The organism is Nocardia heshunensis, from assembly GCF_054782115.1.
Map to the genome: position 1 here is coordinate 208,173 of NZ_BAAGTC010000026.1, position 18,228 is coordinate 226,400.

Annotated in this window: 12 protein-coding genes; 5 read left to right on the forward strand and 7 right to left on the reverse strand. The window is 67.4% G+C overall.

Translation table 11 applies throughout. From position 1 onward, the window contains the following. Positions 1-8 precede the first annotated feature (8 nt). From ACYVN4_RS40995 to ACYVN4_RS41005, 3 genes are all read right to left on the reverse strand, one after another. Entirely contained in the window at positions 9-1,244 is a 1,236-nt protein-coding gene (locus ACYVN4_RS40995; RefSeq protein ID WP_460728955.1) for a DUF7373 family lipoprotein, read from the reverse strand. A gap of 68 nt (positions 1,245-1,312) precedes the next feature. Continuing rightward, positions 1,313-1,495 (reverse strand): DUF397 domain-containing protein, encoded by a 183-nt coding sequence (locus ACYVN4_RS41000; RefSeq protein ID WP_460728957.1) that lies wholly within the window; start codon positions 1,493-1,495, stop codon positions 1,313-1,315. Further along, complete coding sequence (locus ACYVN4_RS41005) at positions 1,492-2,454, reverse strand: helix-turn-helix domain-containing protein (protein ID WP_460728959.1); 963 nt, start codon at positions 2,452-2,454, stop codon at positions 1,492-1,494. Before ACYVN4_RS41005 ends, ACYVN4_RS41000 begins: the two co-directional genes overlap by 4 nt. A gap of 310 nt (positions 2,455-2,764) precedes the next feature. On the opposite strand from ACYVN4_RS41005, the gene ACYVN4_RS41010 reads away from it, so the two are divergent. Then, positions 2,765-2,989, forward strand: a complete 225-nt coding sequence (locus ACYVN4_RS41010; protein WP_460728961.1) for a hypothetical protein — start codon at positions 2,765-2,767, stop codon at positions 2,987-2,989. 3 nt (positions 2,990-2,992) lie between these two features. Here ACYVN4_RS41010 and ACYVN4_RS41015 read toward each other — a convergent pair whose 3' ends face one another. The 4 genes from ACYVN4_RS41015 to eccA all read right to left on the reverse strand — a co-directional run bounded on the left by ACYVN4_RS41015 (position 2,993) and on the right by eccA (position 9,620). Next, complete coding sequence (locus ACYVN4_RS41015; protein WP_460728963.1) at positions 2,993-4,246, reverse strand: DUF7373 family lipoprotein; 1,254 nt, start codon at positions 4,244-4,246, stop codon at positions 2,993-2,995. Between the two features lie 70 nt (positions 4,247-4,316). After that, positions 4,317-5,558 (reverse strand): DUF7373 family lipoprotein, encoded by a 1,242-nt coding sequence (locus tag ACYVN4_RS41020; protein WP_460728965.1) that lies wholly within the window; start codon positions 5,556-5,558, stop codon positions 4,317-4,319. A gap of 25 nt (positions 5,559-5,583) precedes the next feature. After that, positions 5,584-7,770 carry a type VII secretion protein EccE gene (gene eccE, locus ACYVN4_RS41025; RefSeq protein WP_460728967.1) on the reverse strand — a complete coding sequence of 729 codons (2,187 nt, stop codon included), beginning with the start codon at positions 7,768-7,770 and terminating at the stop codon, positions 5,584-5,586. 14 nt (positions 7,771-7,784) lie between these two features. Then, positions 7,785-9,620 carry a type VII secretion AAA-ATPase EccA gene (gene eccA / locus ACYVN4_RS41030; protein ID WP_460728969.1) on the reverse strand — a complete coding sequence of 612 codons (1,836 nt, stop codon included), beginning with the start codon at positions 9,618-9,620 and terminating at the stop codon, positions 7,785-7,787. Positions 9,621-9,830: 210 nt separating this feature from the next. Between eccA and eccD the strand changes: the two genes are divergently transcribed. Genes eccD through ACYVN4_RS41050 form a run of 4 tightly spaced genes read left to right on the forward strand, consistent with a single transcriptional unit; the run spans position 9,831 to position 18,150 of the window. Then, positions 9,831-11,252, forward strand: coding sequence for a type VII secretion integral membrane protein EccD (eccD, locus tag ACYVN4_RS41035; protein ID WP_460728971.1), 1,422 nt, complete (start codon positions 9,831-9,833; stop codon positions 11,250-11,252). Further along, positions 11,249-12,757 (forward strand): type VII secretion-associated serine protease mycosin, encoded by a 1,509-nt coding sequence (gene mycP, locus ACYVN4_RS41040; RefSeq protein ID WP_460728973.1) that lies wholly within the window; start codon positions 11,249-11,251, stop codon positions 12,755-12,757. The genes eccD and mycP overlap by 4 nt, the downstream gene beginning before the upstream one ends. Before the next feature lie 17 nt (positions 12,758-12,774). Continuing rightward, entirely contained in the window at positions 12,775-16,797 is a 4,023-nt protein-coding gene (gene eccCa / locus ACYVN4_RS41045) for a type VII secretion protein EccCa (protein ID WP_460728975.1), read from the forward strand. 45 nt (positions 16,798-16,842) lie between these two features. Further along, positions 16,843-18,150, forward strand: a complete 1,308-nt coding sequence (locus ACYVN4_RS41050) for a serine/threonine-protein kinase (protein ID WP_460728977.1) — start codon at positions 16,843-16,845, stop codon at positions 18,148-18,150. The last annotated feature ends 78 nt before the right edge of the window (positions 18,151-18,228 follow it).

Sequence of the window (18,228 nt, forward strand, 5' to 3'; positions counted from 1 at the left end):
GATCGCCCCTACTTGTCGTTCGCGAGAATGGCGTATTGAGCCGAGATGCGCTGATACGCGTCCAGTACCTGCTGCGACCAGACCGTGGCCGCGTAGCGCCCATAGGAGACGTAACAGTGGAAGGGGAATTGAAGTGGTTTGGGACCGTGGTAGGTGACGCAGCGGGCCGACGGCAGACCGGGCGGTGAGTCGATCCGGGGGTGGAACTTGTCGATCGAGACCGCCTCGATATAGGCCGCGGCACCGGCCGCATCGCGGGCCCGAACCAGTTCTCCCGCACCGGTACTCAAGAATTCGATGCCGGTCTTGTCGTAGAGTCGCCGAGTTTCGTCCGGATCCTCGGCCAGGTGCAGGGCGGTGTTCCGATCGAAGACACCGTCCACTGGATCGTAGGTCAAATCGCCGACGGGGCGCTGAAGCGTGCGCCGGATCATCCCCGCGGGGTCGAGCGGGAGTTCGATCCGCTTGTCGGCGGGGGTCGGGTGAAAGTTCTTCAGCCGCTCCGCGATCACCGCGGTGGCGTGATCGGATCGGGCCACCAGACCGGCCTGATCCGACACGTGCATCGACTCGTCCTCCGGGTTGTCGGCCACGGTGACGATGACGAATCGTCCGGTGGCGTACCAGGACGCCAGAATCTGCGTGTCCGGTGTCCACACCCCGCGCGCGCTCGGATACGCGGCCGAGGACGCGGGCTCGGATCCCTCGTCGAAGTGGTATTTGGTGCTGAATCCGGTGTGGGCGAGCGCCGGTACGGCCGTGCTGGCCTGCTCGTCGGTGTCGAAGAGCAGCGCTGCGGCCGAGAGCGAGTACGAGATCTCCAAGTCCCGGTTCGATTGCCCGTAAATGCCGAAGCCGCCGACGAATCCGGGGGTGTTCGCGGCGAAGTGCTCGTAATCGACGATGCCCAGATTGGCATCCGCGTAGGTGGCCGCATTCGTGAAGGGGTACGCGCCATCCGGGTTGTAGGTCAAGGCCGGATCGATGTCCTTGGCCAGCGGCATCACCTCGCCGAGCCGGATGGCTTCGAGATAGCGAGCCGCCCGGTCCGGGTCCGCGGGCGCCACCGGCTGTGGCTTCGTCGCGTAACCGCCGGTATCGAGCTTCGTCAGATCGACCGAATCAGGTTGGGCTGCACCGTGCCCCGACCCACAAGCGGCGATGCTCAGCACCGTGAGCATCGCGCCCGCCACCGCACACAGCCTGATGCAGGCCGACGGTAGACGGCCTGTGCCGTACCCCATGTCGCGAGCCCCCCTCGTTGATCAACGTCGCAACGACGTTCATCATGCAGGAGATCATCGCCGAGTCGCTACCTCACCCAGCCTAGGAACGTATCCCATTGCGGCCCTTCGAAGAACAGCTCCGGACCGCCGGGGTGCTTCGAGTCGCGCACGCCGACCAGGCCGCCGTCGAAGCAGACCTCGACGCAGGTCTCGGAGGCTTTGGACCGGGTCGACTTGAACCAATGATGTGCACGCGGGTGACCGTTCACGCCTCGTACTCCTTCGCAAACTTCAAAATGACGTCTACTGTGTCGCTTTCGTCCAACGCTACCGCTCCAATGTGGGAGATCGCCGCTTGATATTCGCGGACCACATCGGGCTTGGAGTGATAGACACCGGCCGAGCCGCTTTCGAGGTAGACCACCGGGGCATCCGCGACGTCACGGCCCAGAGGTGGAAAGTGGATGAGTGTGAACGGCTGGACCGTGAGGCCGCGGTGCGAGCCGACATCGAAGGGAATGACCCTGACGCTGACATTGTCACGCTGACTGACTTCCGCCAGCCACCTCAGCTGCGCGGCCATAATCGTCGGGCCGCCCGGTTGATGTCGGAGGACCGATTCGGACATGAGTAGCTCGAGTCGAAAGTTCGGGTCGCACAGCCGCTCCTGTCGACGAACCGCGAGCTCGACCCGTCGCTCGGTGTCGGTTGTGGATACGTCCGGCTCATCGATTCTGGCCAGAGTGCGGCGGTAGTCCGGAGTCTGCAAGAGCCCATGGACCAGAACCGACTGATAGGTCGTCACCCGGTCGGCGGCGGCTTCGAGCCGCAGGTAGCGAGGCATATGGGCAAAGACCTGGTCGGCATAAGGTTGCCAGTACCCTCGCGAATCACCCTGCTGCTGAGCGATCTTCTCCTCGGATCGCATGTCCTGCCACAGCCGCAGCGCCTCCTGTCTGTCGTCCGGTGATGCTCCGTAGAACCCGAGCAGTCGCTCGATATCGTTCGTGCTGGCGTTCGTCGGGTACCCGTTCTCCATCCGCACGACGGTCTGCCGCGACTTGTCGATCTCCAATCCCGCCGCCAGTGGCTTCTTGCCACTCCGGGTCCGCAGTTCGCGGACATATGAACCGAATGCAACGCGAGAAGCAGCCAATCCGGCCATTTCGTTAGTCTCGCTATCTGGATAAGTGTTCATGATGGCTATGTCCAAAATCGTTGTGTCCATAGCCGATACCGTTCACCATCGACACTTCATTCTAGTTCGTGGACAGTTCACCGTGAACTCAATTTCCAGGCCGATTCGGGTGTCTACTGGGAATCGGCGATAGCGCGCAGCCGCCGGAAATCCAACCAAAATCAGCGATACGCATTCGAAGGGATGTCGTAATGCATTGGGACACATGGGCACTGCTGTGCATCTTCTGCCTCTGCGTGGCCGTTGTTTGCTGGGCCGTCTGGGGCTTCTACGCGGACAGTCACCCGCCCAGGCGCACCGTCGGAAGACACCGCGCCCCAGGGCGGAGGGTGATCGGGTCATGAATCCCGCCGAGGTCGCCGTCCTGGCCGCCCTGCACCCCGACCACACACTGACCGCCGCCCAGGTTCGTCGGGCCTCGACCCTCACGAGTTGGCGCGCTCGAAATGCCCTGGCCCAACTGGAATCTCGCGGCCTGATCCTGCCCAGTCGCCCGCGCGGCCGGTGGCGGATCAGCGCCCGCGGCCGGGTCGCATTGATGACGAAAGGGAAGCGCTTCGCGTGACGCTCACAAGTACTGGCTGTTGGCCAGCACTGCGTACTGGGCCGCCGCCTTCTGTTGGGCGTCGATGAGCTGGTTGCTCGCCACCCGGGCGACGTAGCGGTCGTAGCGCACCGTGCAGATGTACTTGTTGGCTCCGTCCCAGGCGTCATCCTCGACTTGGGCGTGGCCGGACTTGGCATCCGGGCCCTCGGCACAGGCCGCGTTCGGCACGCCCGCGGGAGCTTCAGCGGATTTGTTCATGGTCTTGTTGATTCCGGACCACAGGGCCGCCGCGGCAACGGCGTCGCGGGCACGCAACAGCAGGCCGCCCCGTTCGGCGGTCGAGACCCGGTCGACGCCTGCGTCGTCCAACAGACGCTTCAAAGCGACGTGATCGTCCACCCGATGCAGGTAACCGCGTGGGGCGCGGGTGATCTCCAGGGTCTCGTCGAAGGCCAGATAATTCCTGGGGTGCAGGGTCCGGCGCATCATCGGGTCCGGGTCGTACTGCATGCGGAAGTAGTCGCGCGCGGTCAGGGCCGGTGTCCGATCCAGCAGCGGCAGCTGCGCCGCGAAGACCTGTTCGGCCAGCTTCCGCAGTCCGTCGAGGTCCGGCGCGGGTTGGTCGACGAAGACGTGCACCACGTAAGCGCCGCGCGCCAGGGTGGCGGTCAGCGAACCGTGTCCGGGCTGCCAGTGGGCCTTGGCATCCGGCTGGGCGGTGAGGTCGACGCGGGCATTCCGGTCGGCGGCGTCCCCGAAGTCGGCCGTGTCGATCTGCTCGGCCGCGGTCTTGGCCTTGGCCGGATCCGCGAACTGCAGCACCGTCACATTGAACGAAGTGGCGTTCGCGTTCGGGTGGGCGCCGGCGAAGGGGCTGAAGACCTTCGGCACCGCGGACCCGGGCGTGGCCGGTATCGCCAGTTCGTCCGTGCTCGATGTCGCCGAGAAGCCGAACATCATCCCGTTGCCGTCCGCCACCGGTGCGATGGCGCTGCCGAGCACCTGCTTGGACCGCAATGCGATTGCGTTCCACAGTGGCTCGGTCAGCACATTGTGGCCGAACCTCGGGTCGACATCGGCCCCGATCACGACACTGTCGCCCAACCGCGCCATGGCCAACGAGGTACCGGGCTTCGAGCCGTAGTCATTCGAGACCCTGAGATCGATCGAATCGGTCGGGTAGTTGCCCACCGCGAGGGTACGGACATCGATCTCGCCCGCTGCCGGGGCACCCGCCACCACACTTCCGCATCCGGCAAGCGCGGTCGACGCCACGACGAGGGCGAGCGTACCGAAAAGCGCTCTGGCGCTGGACCGATGAGCTCCAGGATTCCTCACAACTGCCCTACTTCTGATTGTTGGCGAGGATGGCGTATTGCGCGGAGACCCGCTGATACACGTCCTGGAGCTGCTGAGACCACACCGAGGCGACGTATCGATCGAAGGCGACGTGGCAGACGAACGGGAACTGACCGCGGCCGGGCTCGTTGTATTTGACGCAGCGCGCGCTCGGCAGCCCGGTGGGTGGAGCGAGGGGATGGCTCAGCCGGTCAGCGAACGCGGTATCGAGATAGTTCCGCGCCGCCCCCGCATCGTGGGTCCGAACCAGCTGCCCCGCACCGTAACTCACGAGATCCACGCCCGCCTGGTCGAACAGCGCCTGACTCAGCGCCGAATCCTCTACGTCGTGCAGCGCGCCGTGCCGGTCGAGGGTTCCGGTGAAGGCATCGGGGGTCGGATCGCCTTCGGGTCGCGCCAGGGTCAGCGCGAGCATGCCCTGCGGGTCGACCGGAAGGTCGGCGATCTTTTCCGGCGGCGTCGCCTGAAACGACTTCAGACGGTCCGCCGTGAGGTCGATCGCCTTGTCTACCAAGGCCACCGGCGCGGGATCGGGCGCGGAGTTCCAGTACTTCTGCAGGTAGAAGCTCTCGGGATTGTGGACCAAGTGGAACATGACGAACCGTCCGGTGGAGTACCAGGAGGCAAGGAGCTGCCTCTTCGAGTCCCAGCGAAGCTGCTGTTGTGGGTATTTCGTCGGCGGTAAGGCCACCACGTCGGCGCGCTTGTCGTCGTCGACGCTGAGACCCGTGCGCGCCAGCGCGGCAGCCGCATTGGCGGCGTCGCCGTCACTGTCGAAAATCATCACCTCGGCGTCGAGGGAGTAGAGACCGGTGTTCGGCATCGTCTGCGCCCCGGTCGCGAACCCAGCGATGAATCCCGGTGTGTCGGCGTCGAAGTGATCGGTCTTGACGAAGCCGTCGAACAGATTCCCCTGCAACAGCACGTGCGGGCCGTGCGTGCTGTGCGTCAGCGCCGGATCGATCTCCGACGGCAGCGGCACGACATCACCGAGTCGCAGCGCCTCGATGACGCGGGACCGCGACGCCGGATCGGCGGCCTTCGGATCCTGCGGCCTGGTCGCGTAACTCCCGGTGTCGAGCTTGCCCAGATCGACCGTCTGATCCTGGGCCGCAGGAGATTCCGACCCGCAGCCCGCGCTCGTCAGCGCCGCGACCGACAACGCTGCGACGGCGAGCACACGCAGCCGGGTACGGCGCGACCGTAGTCGGCCGACGCGATAACCCATATGAAATTCCCCCCTGGTCGATCGATCAGCGCCGTACCGCGGTCCCGCTCAAGTAATGCTGCTCGGCGGGTGTGGTGACCAGCTGAGCAGTCTGCATGGTGGCGGGGGTGTGCACGGTGATGGTGCGCGGGGCGTCCGGGTGCTGGACGATCGTCACGTCGGCGTCGGGTTCGTAGTCGGCCGGGATGGATTCGTGGACGGTGACGATGGTGGCCGAACCCGGGGGAGCGCTGGCGGGAACGCCGTCGAAGACGATGACGGTGGCGGCGGGGTTGGGCAGGCGGCCGGTGATGGCGGTGCCTCGGGAACTGTGGGTGACCGAGGAAGCCAGCGAGAGCGCATGGGGGGCGGCGACATTCGAGACCATGGCCTGCCACGCGCCGGGACGGGCGGTGTGGATCACCGCACCCGCGCCCAGGGCGATGGCCCGGAGGATGACCTGCTGCGCCAGCTGGAGACTGGCGATGATGTCGATGTGGCGGGAGCCGTCGCCGATGAGGGGGACGGCGATGCCGCTGCCGCTGGCGTCGGCGCCGATCAACTGGCCGCAGCCGGCGGTCGGCATGGCGATGTCGGTGAGCACGTCGACGGGGCCGCGGTAGCCGCTGGGGCGAATCTCCTGGGTGCCGTAGGACAGGATGTCCATGAGCGCCCACATCTGGCGGCGGGCAAGCTCTTTCAGCCCGGCCACCGGGGGTTCGCCGTGCTCGTACGGCGTGTCGTAGCGGACGCGGGCATCCACCTCGATGACGCTCGCGGGCTGGCCGGGCTTCGCGCCCGGTTCCGGGACCGGCTGCAGGCGCACGGTCACCGTGGTGCCCAGGCTGCGGACCGCCCAGATCTTCGCCAGGCCATCGGAATTGAACAGCTGCGGATCGATCTGGTAGCTGGTGAGGTGAACCCCGTTGTGCTCCAGATTGTCCGGGTTCTCGGTGAATTCACCGACCGGGATACCGCGGGTCAGCTCCCGGATGGCGGAGGTCATCTCCGAGGTGGTCAGGACCGAGGCCGTAATGCCGTGTCCGGCCAGGCGATTCGCGACCCGACGGGTGGCGACCAGCGCCGAGCGCAGCGCGCCCTCCGGCCCACCGCCGCGATTGTCGACCGCCTTGGCGTTGTCGAGCGGATTCAACCGCAGCACCAGCCACATGGTGCGGTGCGCGATGGCGGGCAGCGGGCCCAGGATCTCGTCGTAGAGACGGCCCAGCGGGGCAATGCTGGCCGCGTAACCGGAGATCACCGCCTCGGTGCTGGCGGTGCGGGTGCCGGTGGAGATGACATCGACGGAATGCAGTTCGACATCGTATTGCCGCAGGCACGCCGCGATCTCGTTGAGCGGCAACAACTGATCGGTGCTCAGCGAACCACGGCGAAGCAGCGTCAGCGTGTCCGGCGGCGGATCGATCCGCAGCATGGTGGTCAACAGCGTGCCGTCCCAGCGCAATCCACAGCTGCCGCCATCCGGCATCGGGACATCGACCAGCGCGTTCTCGTCGAGACTGCGGCGGCGCGCCTGCTTCCAGCGATACGCGACCCAACGACCCAGCCGCAGCCCGATCGGCGTCCCGGCCAGCGGGGCCAGCCCGATGAGCATGGGCACCACCCCGGCGATCAGCGCCGCCCACCAAGGGGTATGCAGAGCGACCGCGACCAGCGAGGCCGCGACGCCGATCAACGCCACCGGAATCACCAGCTGCAGCGGCAGATTCCGCAGCAGCCACAGATCATCGGAACGCAGCTCGGACGCGATGGCCTTCGCGGGACGGTCGGCGGAAGCGGGTGCTGCCCGAGGCGGCTCCGGCGCGGGCGGTGCCGGTCGACGCGGTTCGGGTGACGGCTGCGGCGGCGCCGGTCGCGGCGGCGCGGCGACACTCGAGCCGCCCTGCGCGAATCCGTCGAACCCACCCTGCCCGACCTCGCCGCGGGGTTGACCACCCGGCGGTGCGGGCGCGAAATTGCCCGGCCCGCCCGGCGGACGGCTGCCCGGACCGTTCGGCCCGAAACCCTGGTCGCCCCGGCCGAACTCGCGCGGGTCGCGCTGTCCGTAGCCGTCGGGCGCATTCGGCGGCTGGCCACCGGGCCGGTAACCGCCGGGCCCATCCTGTGGCGGACCGCCGGGTGGCCGATTGAATCGCCCGTCTCCGGGGTAGCCCCCGTTCCCACCGTTTCCGCCCGGCTGATAGCCGCCCGCTCCCCGCGGAAAGTCGTTCACAGTTCAGATGCCCCTCAGTCGGCGGCCGACGCCAGGTTGAGCCCGCTGAGCAGGGTGCTCAACGCGGCTCGCATATCGGGACCCTCGATCCGCATGAGCACCGCGTCGTCGATGGCGCTCAAATCGATGGATTCGTCATTGGCCAACCGGAACTCGCGTTCCTCCTCGGCGGCCTCGATCACGTTGCGGATGAAACGGCCGTTGCCGGCCAGGTCGACACCGCGGCGGGGCTGCCCGCTCTGGTCGGTGCTCTCCATGTCGTAGAGCTTCTGGCAGGTTTCGATCAGCGTGCGCAGAGCGTCCTCGGACAGCTCCGAATCACGCTTGGAGGACACCACTCCGCCGATCGCGCCGAGTTCCTCCGCGGTGTACGACGGGAACTGGAGACGCTTGGCGAAACGGGAGGCCAGACCGTCGTTGGCGGCCAGGAAGCGGTCGATCTCACCGTCGTATCCGGCGATGATGACCACCAGGCGGTCACGGTCGTTCTCCATGCGGGCCAGCAGCGTGTCGACGGCCTCCCGACCGAAGGCGTCGCCGCCCGAAAGGCCCTGCTGGATCAGGGTGTACGCCTCGTCGATGAACAGCACGCCATCCATCGCGGTATCGATCAGCGTGTCGGTCTTGATGGCGGTGGAGCCCAGGTGCTGGCCGACGAAATCGGAACGCTTGGTCTCCACGACCTTGTCGGTCTTGAGAATGCCCAGGCCGCAATAGATTTTGGCGACCACCCGCGCGATCGTGGTCTTACCGGTTCCGGGCGGACCGGTGAAGGCGAGGTGCTGACCGCGCGCCGAGCTCGAAAGCCCCTTCTCCGCGCGGATCTTCGCCAGCTGCGCACTCGACTGCAGCTTCGCGACCTGCGTCTTCACCGCGGTCAAACCGATCTGCTTGTCCAACTCGGCGCGGGCCTGGGCCAGGATCTCCTTGGCGCGGTCCTCGTGCTCGGCGGCCTGCTTCTCCTCCAGCGAAGGGGCCGAGGCCGGATCCCACTTGTCGGTACGGGCCTCGATCACCTCCTTGCTGGTGAGGGTGATCCGGTAGGTGCGGTCGCGCATGGCGGAGGCATTGGCCTCGAAATCCGGTGCCTGCGAATACACCTTCTCGAACAGCGCCTGCGCCTCCTCGGCCGCGCCGTTCTCGCGCAGGCACAGGCCGCGGCAGAACATGGCGGCCGTGCGGGCGGCCGGAATCGGTCCCGCCTCCGCGGCCTCCATCCGGCGAATCGCCTCACCGAACAGACCCAGCTGCGCGCAGGAGGTGCCGACCATCACGTGGGCGCCGGCCGCGAGATAGGGGTCTTCCCAGGCGTCGGAGCCGTTGAGCACGGCCATCACGTCCGGCCAGCGCTGGGTGTTGTAGTGCAGGATGCCGCGCACGTACTTGGCGATGCGCGTATCGATGTCGAAGTCCGGTTCCGAAGCCCGCGCGCGGCGGTGCTTTTCGAGTTCGTCGAGCACCTCGACGGCCTCGTCGTAGGACTTCTCGGCAATCAGATGCGCGGCCCACGCCAGGTGGATCTCGCTGAAACTGGACAGCGGGTAGTCGATGTAGAGCCCCGGCAGAAAACGTCCGGCAAGCTGTCGCGGTTGCAGCCCCAACCGGCGCTGTTCCCGTCCCAGCGAGACGGTGCTGCACTTGTACAGGTTGCTCAGAACATCCTTGGTGACTTCGCCCGCGGCGGCTCGCCCCAGCCAGGCGTCGGCCATGGTGGGATCCCACTCGGTGGCGCGCTGGAAGGCGAGTTTGGCGTAGTCGAGGTCCCGGTTCGATTCCTGGCCCTCGATGCTCAACCCCAGGGACAGCACTCCCGCATCGAAGGCGCGTTGGGCCTGGCGAGTGTCGATCATCCTAGTCGAACCCCGAATTCGTCGAACCTGGTTGGTCTTTCGTTCACAATCCCCACCCACACCGTGCGAATCGCACAGCTGCGGACAGTCGGATACATTATGGTTAACCGCCCTGGGCGGGCAACTGTTGAGAGCTACAGGGGAGCAGTTCAGTCAGTGACAGCACAGTCGATCGGCGGCCCGCGGGCAGCTGAACCCGAATTGTGCCGAGTGTCCGTCATCGGGGGGAATACCCAGCTCGACGTCGGTCTGCCGGCCAACGTGCCGATCGCCGCGTTCATCGGTGATCTGGTGCGTCTCATCGAATCCCGCAATCCGGATCCGATCGGCGGCGAGGACGGTGCAACACCCCTCCAGTCGCAGCATTGGACACTGGCCAAATTGGGCCGCGACATGATCGCGCCGAGTCAAACCCTCAATGACGCCGAGATCTACGACGGCGAATTGCTCGTGCTGCGCGCGGTTTCCGCCAAGGAAGCCCCGGCACTGTTCGACGACGTCATCGACGCTGTGTCGAGGCTCACGGCCGAGGAGTTCCGCAGCTGGTCGCCGACCGCCGCCCGCTGGACCGGACTGGTGTCCGGGGTGGCCGCGGTGGTCTTCGCGGTCGTGCTGGGACTGATCTCACGTTCCGCCGGTGACAAATTCGTCGCGCCGGCGCTGCTGCTGGGCGGTGCGATCGCGGCACTGGTCGCGGGCGCCATCGCCATGCGCAAGTACGCCGACGAGCTGACCGCCACCGGGCTCACGCTGTGCATGCTGCTGCTCACCTTCGGCGGTGCGGCGCTGGCCGTACCCGGCTCGGTGGGCAGTCCGCACCTGATGCTCGGCGCGGCCGCGACCCTGCTGCTCGCCGTGGTGGGCTACCGCATCATCGGCGCGGGCGCGGCGGTCGTGTCCGCCGTCGTCACCGTGGTGATCCTCTCCGGAGTCGGCGCCGCCGTGCGCATGATCTGGGATGCCGGGGTGCCGAAAGTCGCTGCGGGCGTACTGGTCACCTCGATCATCGTGCTCTCGATGGTCCCGCGGCTGGCCGCCATGCTGGCCCGACTACCCGTGCCGCCGGTGCCCACCGCCGGTGCCGCCATCGACCCGGCCGACCACGAACCCCGGCCCACCATCGAAGGCATCGGCGCGATCGGTGCGACGGTACTGCCGTCCGCGCACGGTCTCGGGCAGCGCGCCCGCACGGCCAATCAGTTCCAGACCGGCATCGTGGTCGGCAGCGCGATCGGCGCGGTCGCCGGTGCGCTCGGCGCGGCCGATCCGCTGGACTCCGCGCGCTGGCAGGGCATCGCGCTCGCGGTCGTCATCTCGATCATTCTGTGCCTGCGCGGCCGCTCCTTCGCCGATCTCACCCAGGCCGCCACGCTGATCGCCAGCGGCTGTATCACTTTCGTCGGCCTGGCCGTACTACTGGCGTTGAACGACGACGGCATGCTGCTGATCTCGGCGGGCCTGCTGCTGGCATTCGCGGTGGGGGCCATCGGATTCGGCATCATCGGCCCGCACGTCGAGGTCACCCCGATCCAGCGACGCTTCAACGAGATCTTCGAATACGGCCTGATCGTGTCGATCGTCCCGTTGGTGCTGTGGATGATGGACGTCTACTCGACGGCTCGGAACATATGAGCCGGCGTCCTGGAAACTGGGCGCGAATACTGTGTGCGGCGGCGGTTCTCGGCGGTGCATTGCTGGGACCGCAAGCCACGGCGGGGGCCGGGCAGACGGCGACCGCCGTCACGCCGCCGGCACCCGCGGATTCGGTGCCGGGTGACACGCTCGGGCAGGCCGACAAGCCCGCGCCGCTGTCGGTCACCGAGCTGAAGATCGAGTGCGGCAGCGAGTTCTACCTGCGGCCGGGCGGCGTCCCGCGTGACGAGCCGGTCTCGCAGAAGGTGCTCGATCTGCCCGCGGCCTGGCAGGCCAATTCGGGCCCCACGAATCGGGGTGCGGGCCAGACGATCGCGGTCATCGACACCGGCGTCAGCCGCAATCCGCGCATCGATGTGCAGCCCGGCGGCGACTATGTCTCCACCGGTGACGGCACCGAGGATTGCGACGGGCACGGAACCGTGGTCGCGGGCATCATCGCCGCCAAGCCCAGCCCCGACGACGGGTTGGTCGGCGTCGCGCCGGACGCACAGATCCTGGCCATCCGTCAGCTCAGCGAGCACTACCAGGCCAAGGAACAGAGCGGCGACAAACCGCCGGGCAGCACCAGCCAGCAGGGTTACGGACTCAGCGCGACCCTGGCCGCCGCCGTCGTGCGCGCCGTTCATATGCACGCCACCGTCATCAACATCTCCGCGGCCGCCTGCACGACCGCGGGCTCCGCGACCGGCGACGACGCGCTCGGCGCCGCAGTGCGTTTCGCATACGAGCAGGGCGTGGTGGTGGTCGCGGCCGCGGGCAATCTCGATTCGGCCAACGGCTGCGGCACCCAGAACGGTGCGCAGTCCAATCCGAAGGCCAGCTGGAATGCGTTGAACACCATCGCGAGTCCGGCCTGGTTCAGCCCGTATGTGCTGTCGGTCGGCTGGATGACCCGCGACGGCAGCCCGTCCACGAAGACCCTCTACGGGCCGTGGGTCGGGGTTTCCGCGATCGGGCAGGATGTGCTCGGATTCGACAGCAAGACCGGTGGGATCGTCAACACCTCCGGATTCGACGAACAGAACAAGGTGTACGTCGGCATTCAGGGCACCAGTTTCGCCGCTCCCTACGTGGCAGGACTGGCCGCGCTGGTGAAGGCTCAGCACCCGGAATGGTCCGATCACCCCGAGACACTCGCGCGGAAGGTGATGAACCAGATCATGCTCACCGCGCATCAGCCCGGCACCGGGCGTGATGATCGGGTGGGCGCGGGCATGATCGATCCGGTCGCCGCGCTCAGCACGTACTTTCCCGATGACGTGCTCACCGCGGAGACGCCGAAGCTGCAGAGCCAGGCCGGGGCCGGTAAGTCGCTGGCCTTCCCCACCCCCGAAAAGCCCATCGGCCCACCACGTTTGCCGCGCCTCGTCGCCACCGTCGGGTCCCTCGTCTGCCTGTCCGCGCTGGGAATCGGTCTCGCCATCTCGATTCCGTTCCGCAAGCGCCGAAGCGACGACGAACTGCCCGACCTCGATTCTTAACGACCGGAGAACTATCAATGGCAACCGAAGGTTTCGTGCGTCGGCCCCGCATCGCGCCACCGCGCGCCCCGGGCGGTGAGATGGCGCTGACCGCGCCGCCGGAGATCCCGCGTCCGGTGGCCGCGCCACTGATGGCCAAGCTGATGCCGGTCGTCATGGTGGTCGCCATGATCGGCATGCTCGCCATGATGAGCCTGATGGGCCGCTCGATGCTGTCCAACCCGTACATGATGATGATGCCGATGATGATGATCATGTCGATGGCCGGCATGCTCATGGGTCAGCGCGGCAGCAGCAAGAGCTCCGCGGAACTGAACGAGGAACGCAAGGACTACTTCCGCTACCTCGACCAGACCCGCCGCGAGGTGCGGCGCACCGGGCAGAAGCAGCTCGAGACCCTGGTCTGGAGTCACCCGGAACCGTCCGACCTGCCCTCCATCGTGGGTTCCCGGCGCATGTGGGAGCGCCGCCCCAACGATCCGGACTTCGGGCACGTGCGCGTCGGCATCGGCACGCACCGGCTCGCGGCCAAGCTGGCGCGGCCGGAAACCGGTCCGCTCGAGGATTTGGAGCCGGTCTCCACCGTAGCGTTGCGTCGTTTCGTGCGAACGCATTCCGTGGTGCACCACCTGCCGACGGCGGTGTCGCTGCGCGCCTTCCCCGCCATCAATGTCGAGGGGCCGGTCGAGGACACGCGTGGGCTGGTGTGGTCGATGCTCATGGAGCTCACCGCATTCCACGGACCCGACCACGTCGGCGTCGCCATCGTCACCGCCGAACCCGACTGCGAGGCGTGGGCGTGGGCGAAATGGCTGCCGCACGTGCAGCACGCGAGCGAGCGCGACGGCATGGGCGCGGCCCGCATGATCTACGGCTCGCTCGGTGAGCTGGAGACGGCGCTCGCCGACGACCTGCTCGAGCGTGGGCGGTTCATGCGTAACCCGCAGCCGACCGCCGGGCGCATGCACCTGGTCGTCATTATCGACGACGGATACGTCAGCGGCAGTGAGCGTTTGATCAGCGAGTCCGGTCTGGACGCGGTCACCGTCATCGACCTCAGCTCCGCGGAGAACAGCCTGGCCGCGCGGCGCGGGCTGCAGCTCGTCGCCGTCGGGGGAGAGGTGTTCGCCAAGAGTGCGGCCGGCTCCGAGAAGTTCGCGAATGCCGACAGCGTGACCCTGGCCGAGGCGGAAGCCTTCTCGCGCAGCCTGGCCCGCTTCCGCATCGCCACCGCGGCGCAGATCGTCAGCCTCGGCGACAACACCTCGGCCGCCGACCCGGGTCTGATGGCCTTGCTGAAGATTCCGGACGCCGCGCAGATCGATCCGGCCAAGGTATGGCGGCCCCGCGCCGGGCGCGAACGCCTGCGGGTGCCCATCGGCATCACCCCGGACGGCACGCCCGTCGAGATCGACATCAAGGAATCCGCCGAGAACGGCATGGGCCCGCACGGCCTGTGCATCGGTGCGACCGGTTCGGGTAAGTCGGAATTCCTTCGCACACTGATTCTTTCGATGGTCGCCACGCACTCGCCCGATCAGCTCAACCTGATCCTGGTCGACTTCAAGGGTGGCGCGACCTTCCTCGGCATGGACCCGCTGCCGCACGTGGCGGCGGTCATCACCAACCTCGAAGAGGAACTCGAACTCGTCGACCGTATGCGCGACGCGCTCGCCGGTGAGATGAACCGGCGGCAGGAACTGCTGCGCTCCGCGGGTAACTTCGCCAATGTCGTCGAGTACGAGAAGGCCCGCGCGGCCGGTGTGCCGCTGGACCCGCTGCCCGCGCTGTTCGTGGTCATCGACGAGTTCTCCGAATTGCTCTCGCAGAAGCCGGATTTCGCGGATCTGTTCGTGATGATCGGCCGACTGGGCCGATCGCTGCACGTCCACCTGCTGCTCGCCTCGCAGCGGTTGGAAGAGAACAAAATGCGCGGGCTGGACTCGCACCTGTCCTACCGCATCGGTCTGCGTACCTTCTCCGCCAACGAATCCCGTGCGGTGCTCGGCATCACCGACGCCTACCACCTGCCCGGTGTGCCCGGCTCGGGTTACCTCAAGAGCGACGCGTCGGATCCGTTGCGGTTCAACGCGACCTACGTGTCGGGGCCCTACGTCGCGCCCCGTAGCGCCCGGCAGGCCGCCGACGGCACCACGGTCGTCGACGCGCCGCCGCGCGAATTCACCGCCGCCGCGGTCGAAATCCTCGAGCAGCCCGAGCCGGAGAACCCGTTCGATCCGCTCGACCTGCTGCCGCCCCCGCCGCCGTCCGGTGACGAGGGGCTGCCCGACAGCCTGCTGCAGACGGTCGTCAAGCGCCTGACCGGTCACGGTCGCCCGGCACACGAGGTCTGGCTGCCGCCGCTCGAGGAATCGCCGACCGTGGACATGCTGCTGCCGGATCCGGACTGGCGCTCGTCGGTCAACCGGCACGGGCAGCTGTGGATGCCCATCGGCATCATCGACAAGCCGTACGAGCAGCGCCGCGATGTGCTGACCATCAATCTCGCTGGCGCGCAAGGCAATGTGGCCGTGGTCGGTGGCCCGCAGTCGGGCAAGTCGACCGCGCTGCGAACCATCATCATGTCCGCGGCCGCCACGCACACGCCCGAGCAAGTGCAGTTCTACTGCCTCGACTTCGGTGGTGGCTCGATGGCCGGTCTGGTCGGCCTGCCGCACGTCGGCTCGGTCGCAGGCAAGATCGACTCGGATCGGGTGCGCCGCACCATCGCCGAGCTCACCACCCTGCTGCGGGAACGCGAAGAGCGGTTCGCCGCGCAGGGCATCGAATCGATGGCCGAGTTCCGGCGGCGTCGACACGCCGCGCTCGCCGCGGAGCGGGCCGACGATCCGGTGCTGGTCGACCGGTTCGGCGACGTGTTCCTGGTCATCGACAACTGGCAGGTCGTCCGCGAGGAGTTCGACAGCCTGGAGCCGATGGTCGGACAGCTTGCCGCGCAGGGTCTTTCGTACGGCATTCACGTGATCCTGGGTGCCAACCGCTGGGGCGAGATCCGCGCCTCCGTGAAGGACATGATCGGTACCCGCATCGAGCTGCGCCTGGGTGACCCCTCGGACTCCGAGATGGGCCGCCGCGTCGCCGTCAACGTTCCGCTCAACCGGCCCGGCCGCGGTCTCACCCCCGACCAGCTGCACATGCTCATCGCCATGCCGCGCCTGGACTCCGACACCAACGCCCAGAACCTGGCCGAGGGCGTCGCCGCCGCGCGCACCGAGATGCAGGCCCTGTGGGGCGAGCGGCGCGCACCCGAGGTCCGCACACTGCCGCCCAGCGTGCCTCGCGACCAGCTGCTGGAAGCGGCTCGCCGCAACGGCATCGTGCAGAGCCCGACCAAGGTGGTCATCGGCATCGGCGAATCCGAACTGCAGCCGATCGTCCTGGACTTCGCCTCCGACCCGCACTTCATGGTGTTCTCCGAAGTCGAGTCGGGCAAAACCACGGTGCTGCGCAACATCGTTCGCGGCCTGGCCGAGAGTTCCAACGCCGACACCGCCCGCGTCATCCTCATCGACTACCGCCGCACCCTGCTCGGGGTGCTGGAAGGTGATCAGCTGGCCGGGTATTCGACGTCCTCGCAGACCTGCGGCGGCATGATCAAGGAAGTCGTCAACTACCTCTCCAAGCGCATCCCCGGCTCCGACATCACGCCGCAGCAGCTGCGTGACCGCGACTGGTGGAGCGGCCCCGAGATCTACGTCGTCGTCGACGACTACGACATGGTCGTCGCGGGCGGAAACCCCTTGGGCGCCTTGGTGGAACTGCTTCCACAGGCCCGCGACATCGGCCTGCACGTGATCATCTCCCGCAATATGGGCGGCATCTCCCGCGCCCTCTACGACCAGGTGCTCGGTTCGATGAAGAACCTCTCCGTCCCCGCCCTCCTCATGAGCGGCTCCCGGGACGAGGGCAAACTCATCGGCGACATCCGCCCCATGCGCCTGCCCCCCGGCCGAGGCATCCTCTGGTCCCGCTCCCGCGGCGACGAGATGATCCAAATCGCCGACCTCCCCTCCCTGTAACCCAGGAGAGGACGCCTGTAACCCTGTGGAGGACAAGGAAGCCGCATGAACATCGGCCCCGGCTCGATACTCGGCGGCTACCGCATCGAACGCGCGCTGGGCAGCGGCGGAATGGGCACGGTCTACCTGGCCGCCCACCCCGCCCTGCCCCGCCACGACGCCATCAAGGTCCTCTGGCCCCACATGGCCGCCGACCCGGAGTTCCGCGCCCGCTTCGAACGCGAAGCGAATCTCGCTGCGACCCTGGACCACCCGAACATCGTCGCGGTCCAGAACAGAGGCGAGGACCAAGGCTGCCTCTGGATCGCCCTCCAATACGTCGCAGGCACCGACGCCGCCACCGCCCAAACCCACGACCCCGCATCCATGACCCCGATGCGCGTCCTCCACATCACCACCGAAATCGCCAAGGCCCTCGACCACGCCCACCACCACGGCATGCTCCACCGAGACGTCAAACCCGCGAACTTCCTGCTGGCTCCTCAGCCGCAGGGCCCTGAGCGAGTTCTGCTGGCCGACTTCGGAATAGCCAAACCCACCGACGGCTCCACCGAACTAACCCGCACCGGCGCCTTCATGGCCACCGTCGCCTACGCCTCCCCCGAACAACTCTCGGCAGGCAAACTAGACCCCCGCAGCGACCAATACAGCCTCGCCTGCTCCTTCTACCGCCTACTGGTCGGCCAAAACCCCTACCCCGGCACCGAGGCCCTGAACGTCATGCTCGCCCACCTGAACGAGCCCCCACCCCGCATCACCGCCCTGCGTCCGGCGCTGCCGCCCGCGTTGGACGGCGTGTTGGCAAAAGCCCTCGCCAAGGACCCGGCGCACAGGTTCGCCACCTGCCTCGAATTCACCACCGCCACAATGGAAGCGATGTCGGGCGCATCGCGGCGAACTGCCGCGACCGTACGAGTGTCGGACCCTGCTCGGCCCGCGGATGCCGTCGCCGGTGCCCGTTCGTTCGCGGGCCTGCTCAGCAATGTCGCCCCGGCCGCCCCCGATACACCCTTTGCGCGGCTCAAGGCAGAGGCGGAGGCGGACCGTGCCCGCCGAGAGGCCGAACGCCGAGCAGCTGAGAGCGCGGCGAAGGCGCGGTGGACGCCTCCGACCCCAGCCGCCCCGGCGCCGCCGATCGATCGGCAGGGCGTGCAGTCCTTCGCGAACCTTGCCGCCAAAACTGGTCGGGCGGGTGGCAATCGGGTGTTCGGCGAACAGCATTCATCCGTCCCGGACCGCATCGACGTCCGGCACCTCGTGCCGCCGGACGCGTGGTGGACTCACCGTGAGTGGCTGGCCGTCATTGCTGCGGTCGTACTGCTGGTGGTTCTCATCGCGGTGATGGCGAGTTGACCGCGAGACTCAGGTCGTCTGTGCTGGGCCGGATTCGGTGACTACGCCGGGGTGGGGGCGGAGGAAGGGGCTGTGGGG

What these genes read in the sequence shown, in the direction of transcription:
- ACYVN4_RS40995 (WP_460728955.1), bottom strand. Translation starts at nt 1,244, where the DNA reads ATGGGGTACGGCACAGGCCGTCTACCGTCGGCCTGCATCAGGCTGTGT.
- ACYVN4_RS41005 (WP_460728959.1), bottom strand. Translation starts at nt 2,454, where the DNA reads ATGGACACAACGATTTTGGACATAGCCATCATGAACACTTATCCAGAT.
- ACYVN4_RS41010 (WP_460728961.1), top strand. Translation starts at nt 2,765, where the DNA reads ATGAATCCCGCCGAGGTCGCCGTCCTGGCCGCCCTGCACCCCGACCAC.
- ACYVN4_RS41020 (WP_460728965.1), bottom strand. Translation starts at nt 5,558, where the DNA reads ATGGGTTATCGCGTCGGCCGACTACGGTCGCGCCGTACCCGGCTGCGT.
- eccA (WP_460728969.1), bottom strand. Translation starts at nt 9,620, where the DNA reads ATGATCGACACTCGCCAGGCCCAACGCGCCTTCGATGCGGGAGTGCTG.
- mycP (WP_460728973.1), top strand. Translation starts at nt 11,249, where the DNA reads ATGAGCCGGCGTCCTGGAAACTGGGCGCGAATACTGTGTGCGGCGGCG.
- eccCa (WP_460728975.1), top strand. Translation starts at nt 12,775, where the DNA reads ATGGCAACCGAAGGTTTCGTGCGTCGGCCCCGCATCGCGCCACCGCGC.
- ACYVN4_RS41050 (WP_460728977.1), top strand. Translation starts at nt 16,843, where the DNA reads ATGAACATCGGCCCCGGCTCGATACTCGGCGGCTACCGCATCGAACGC.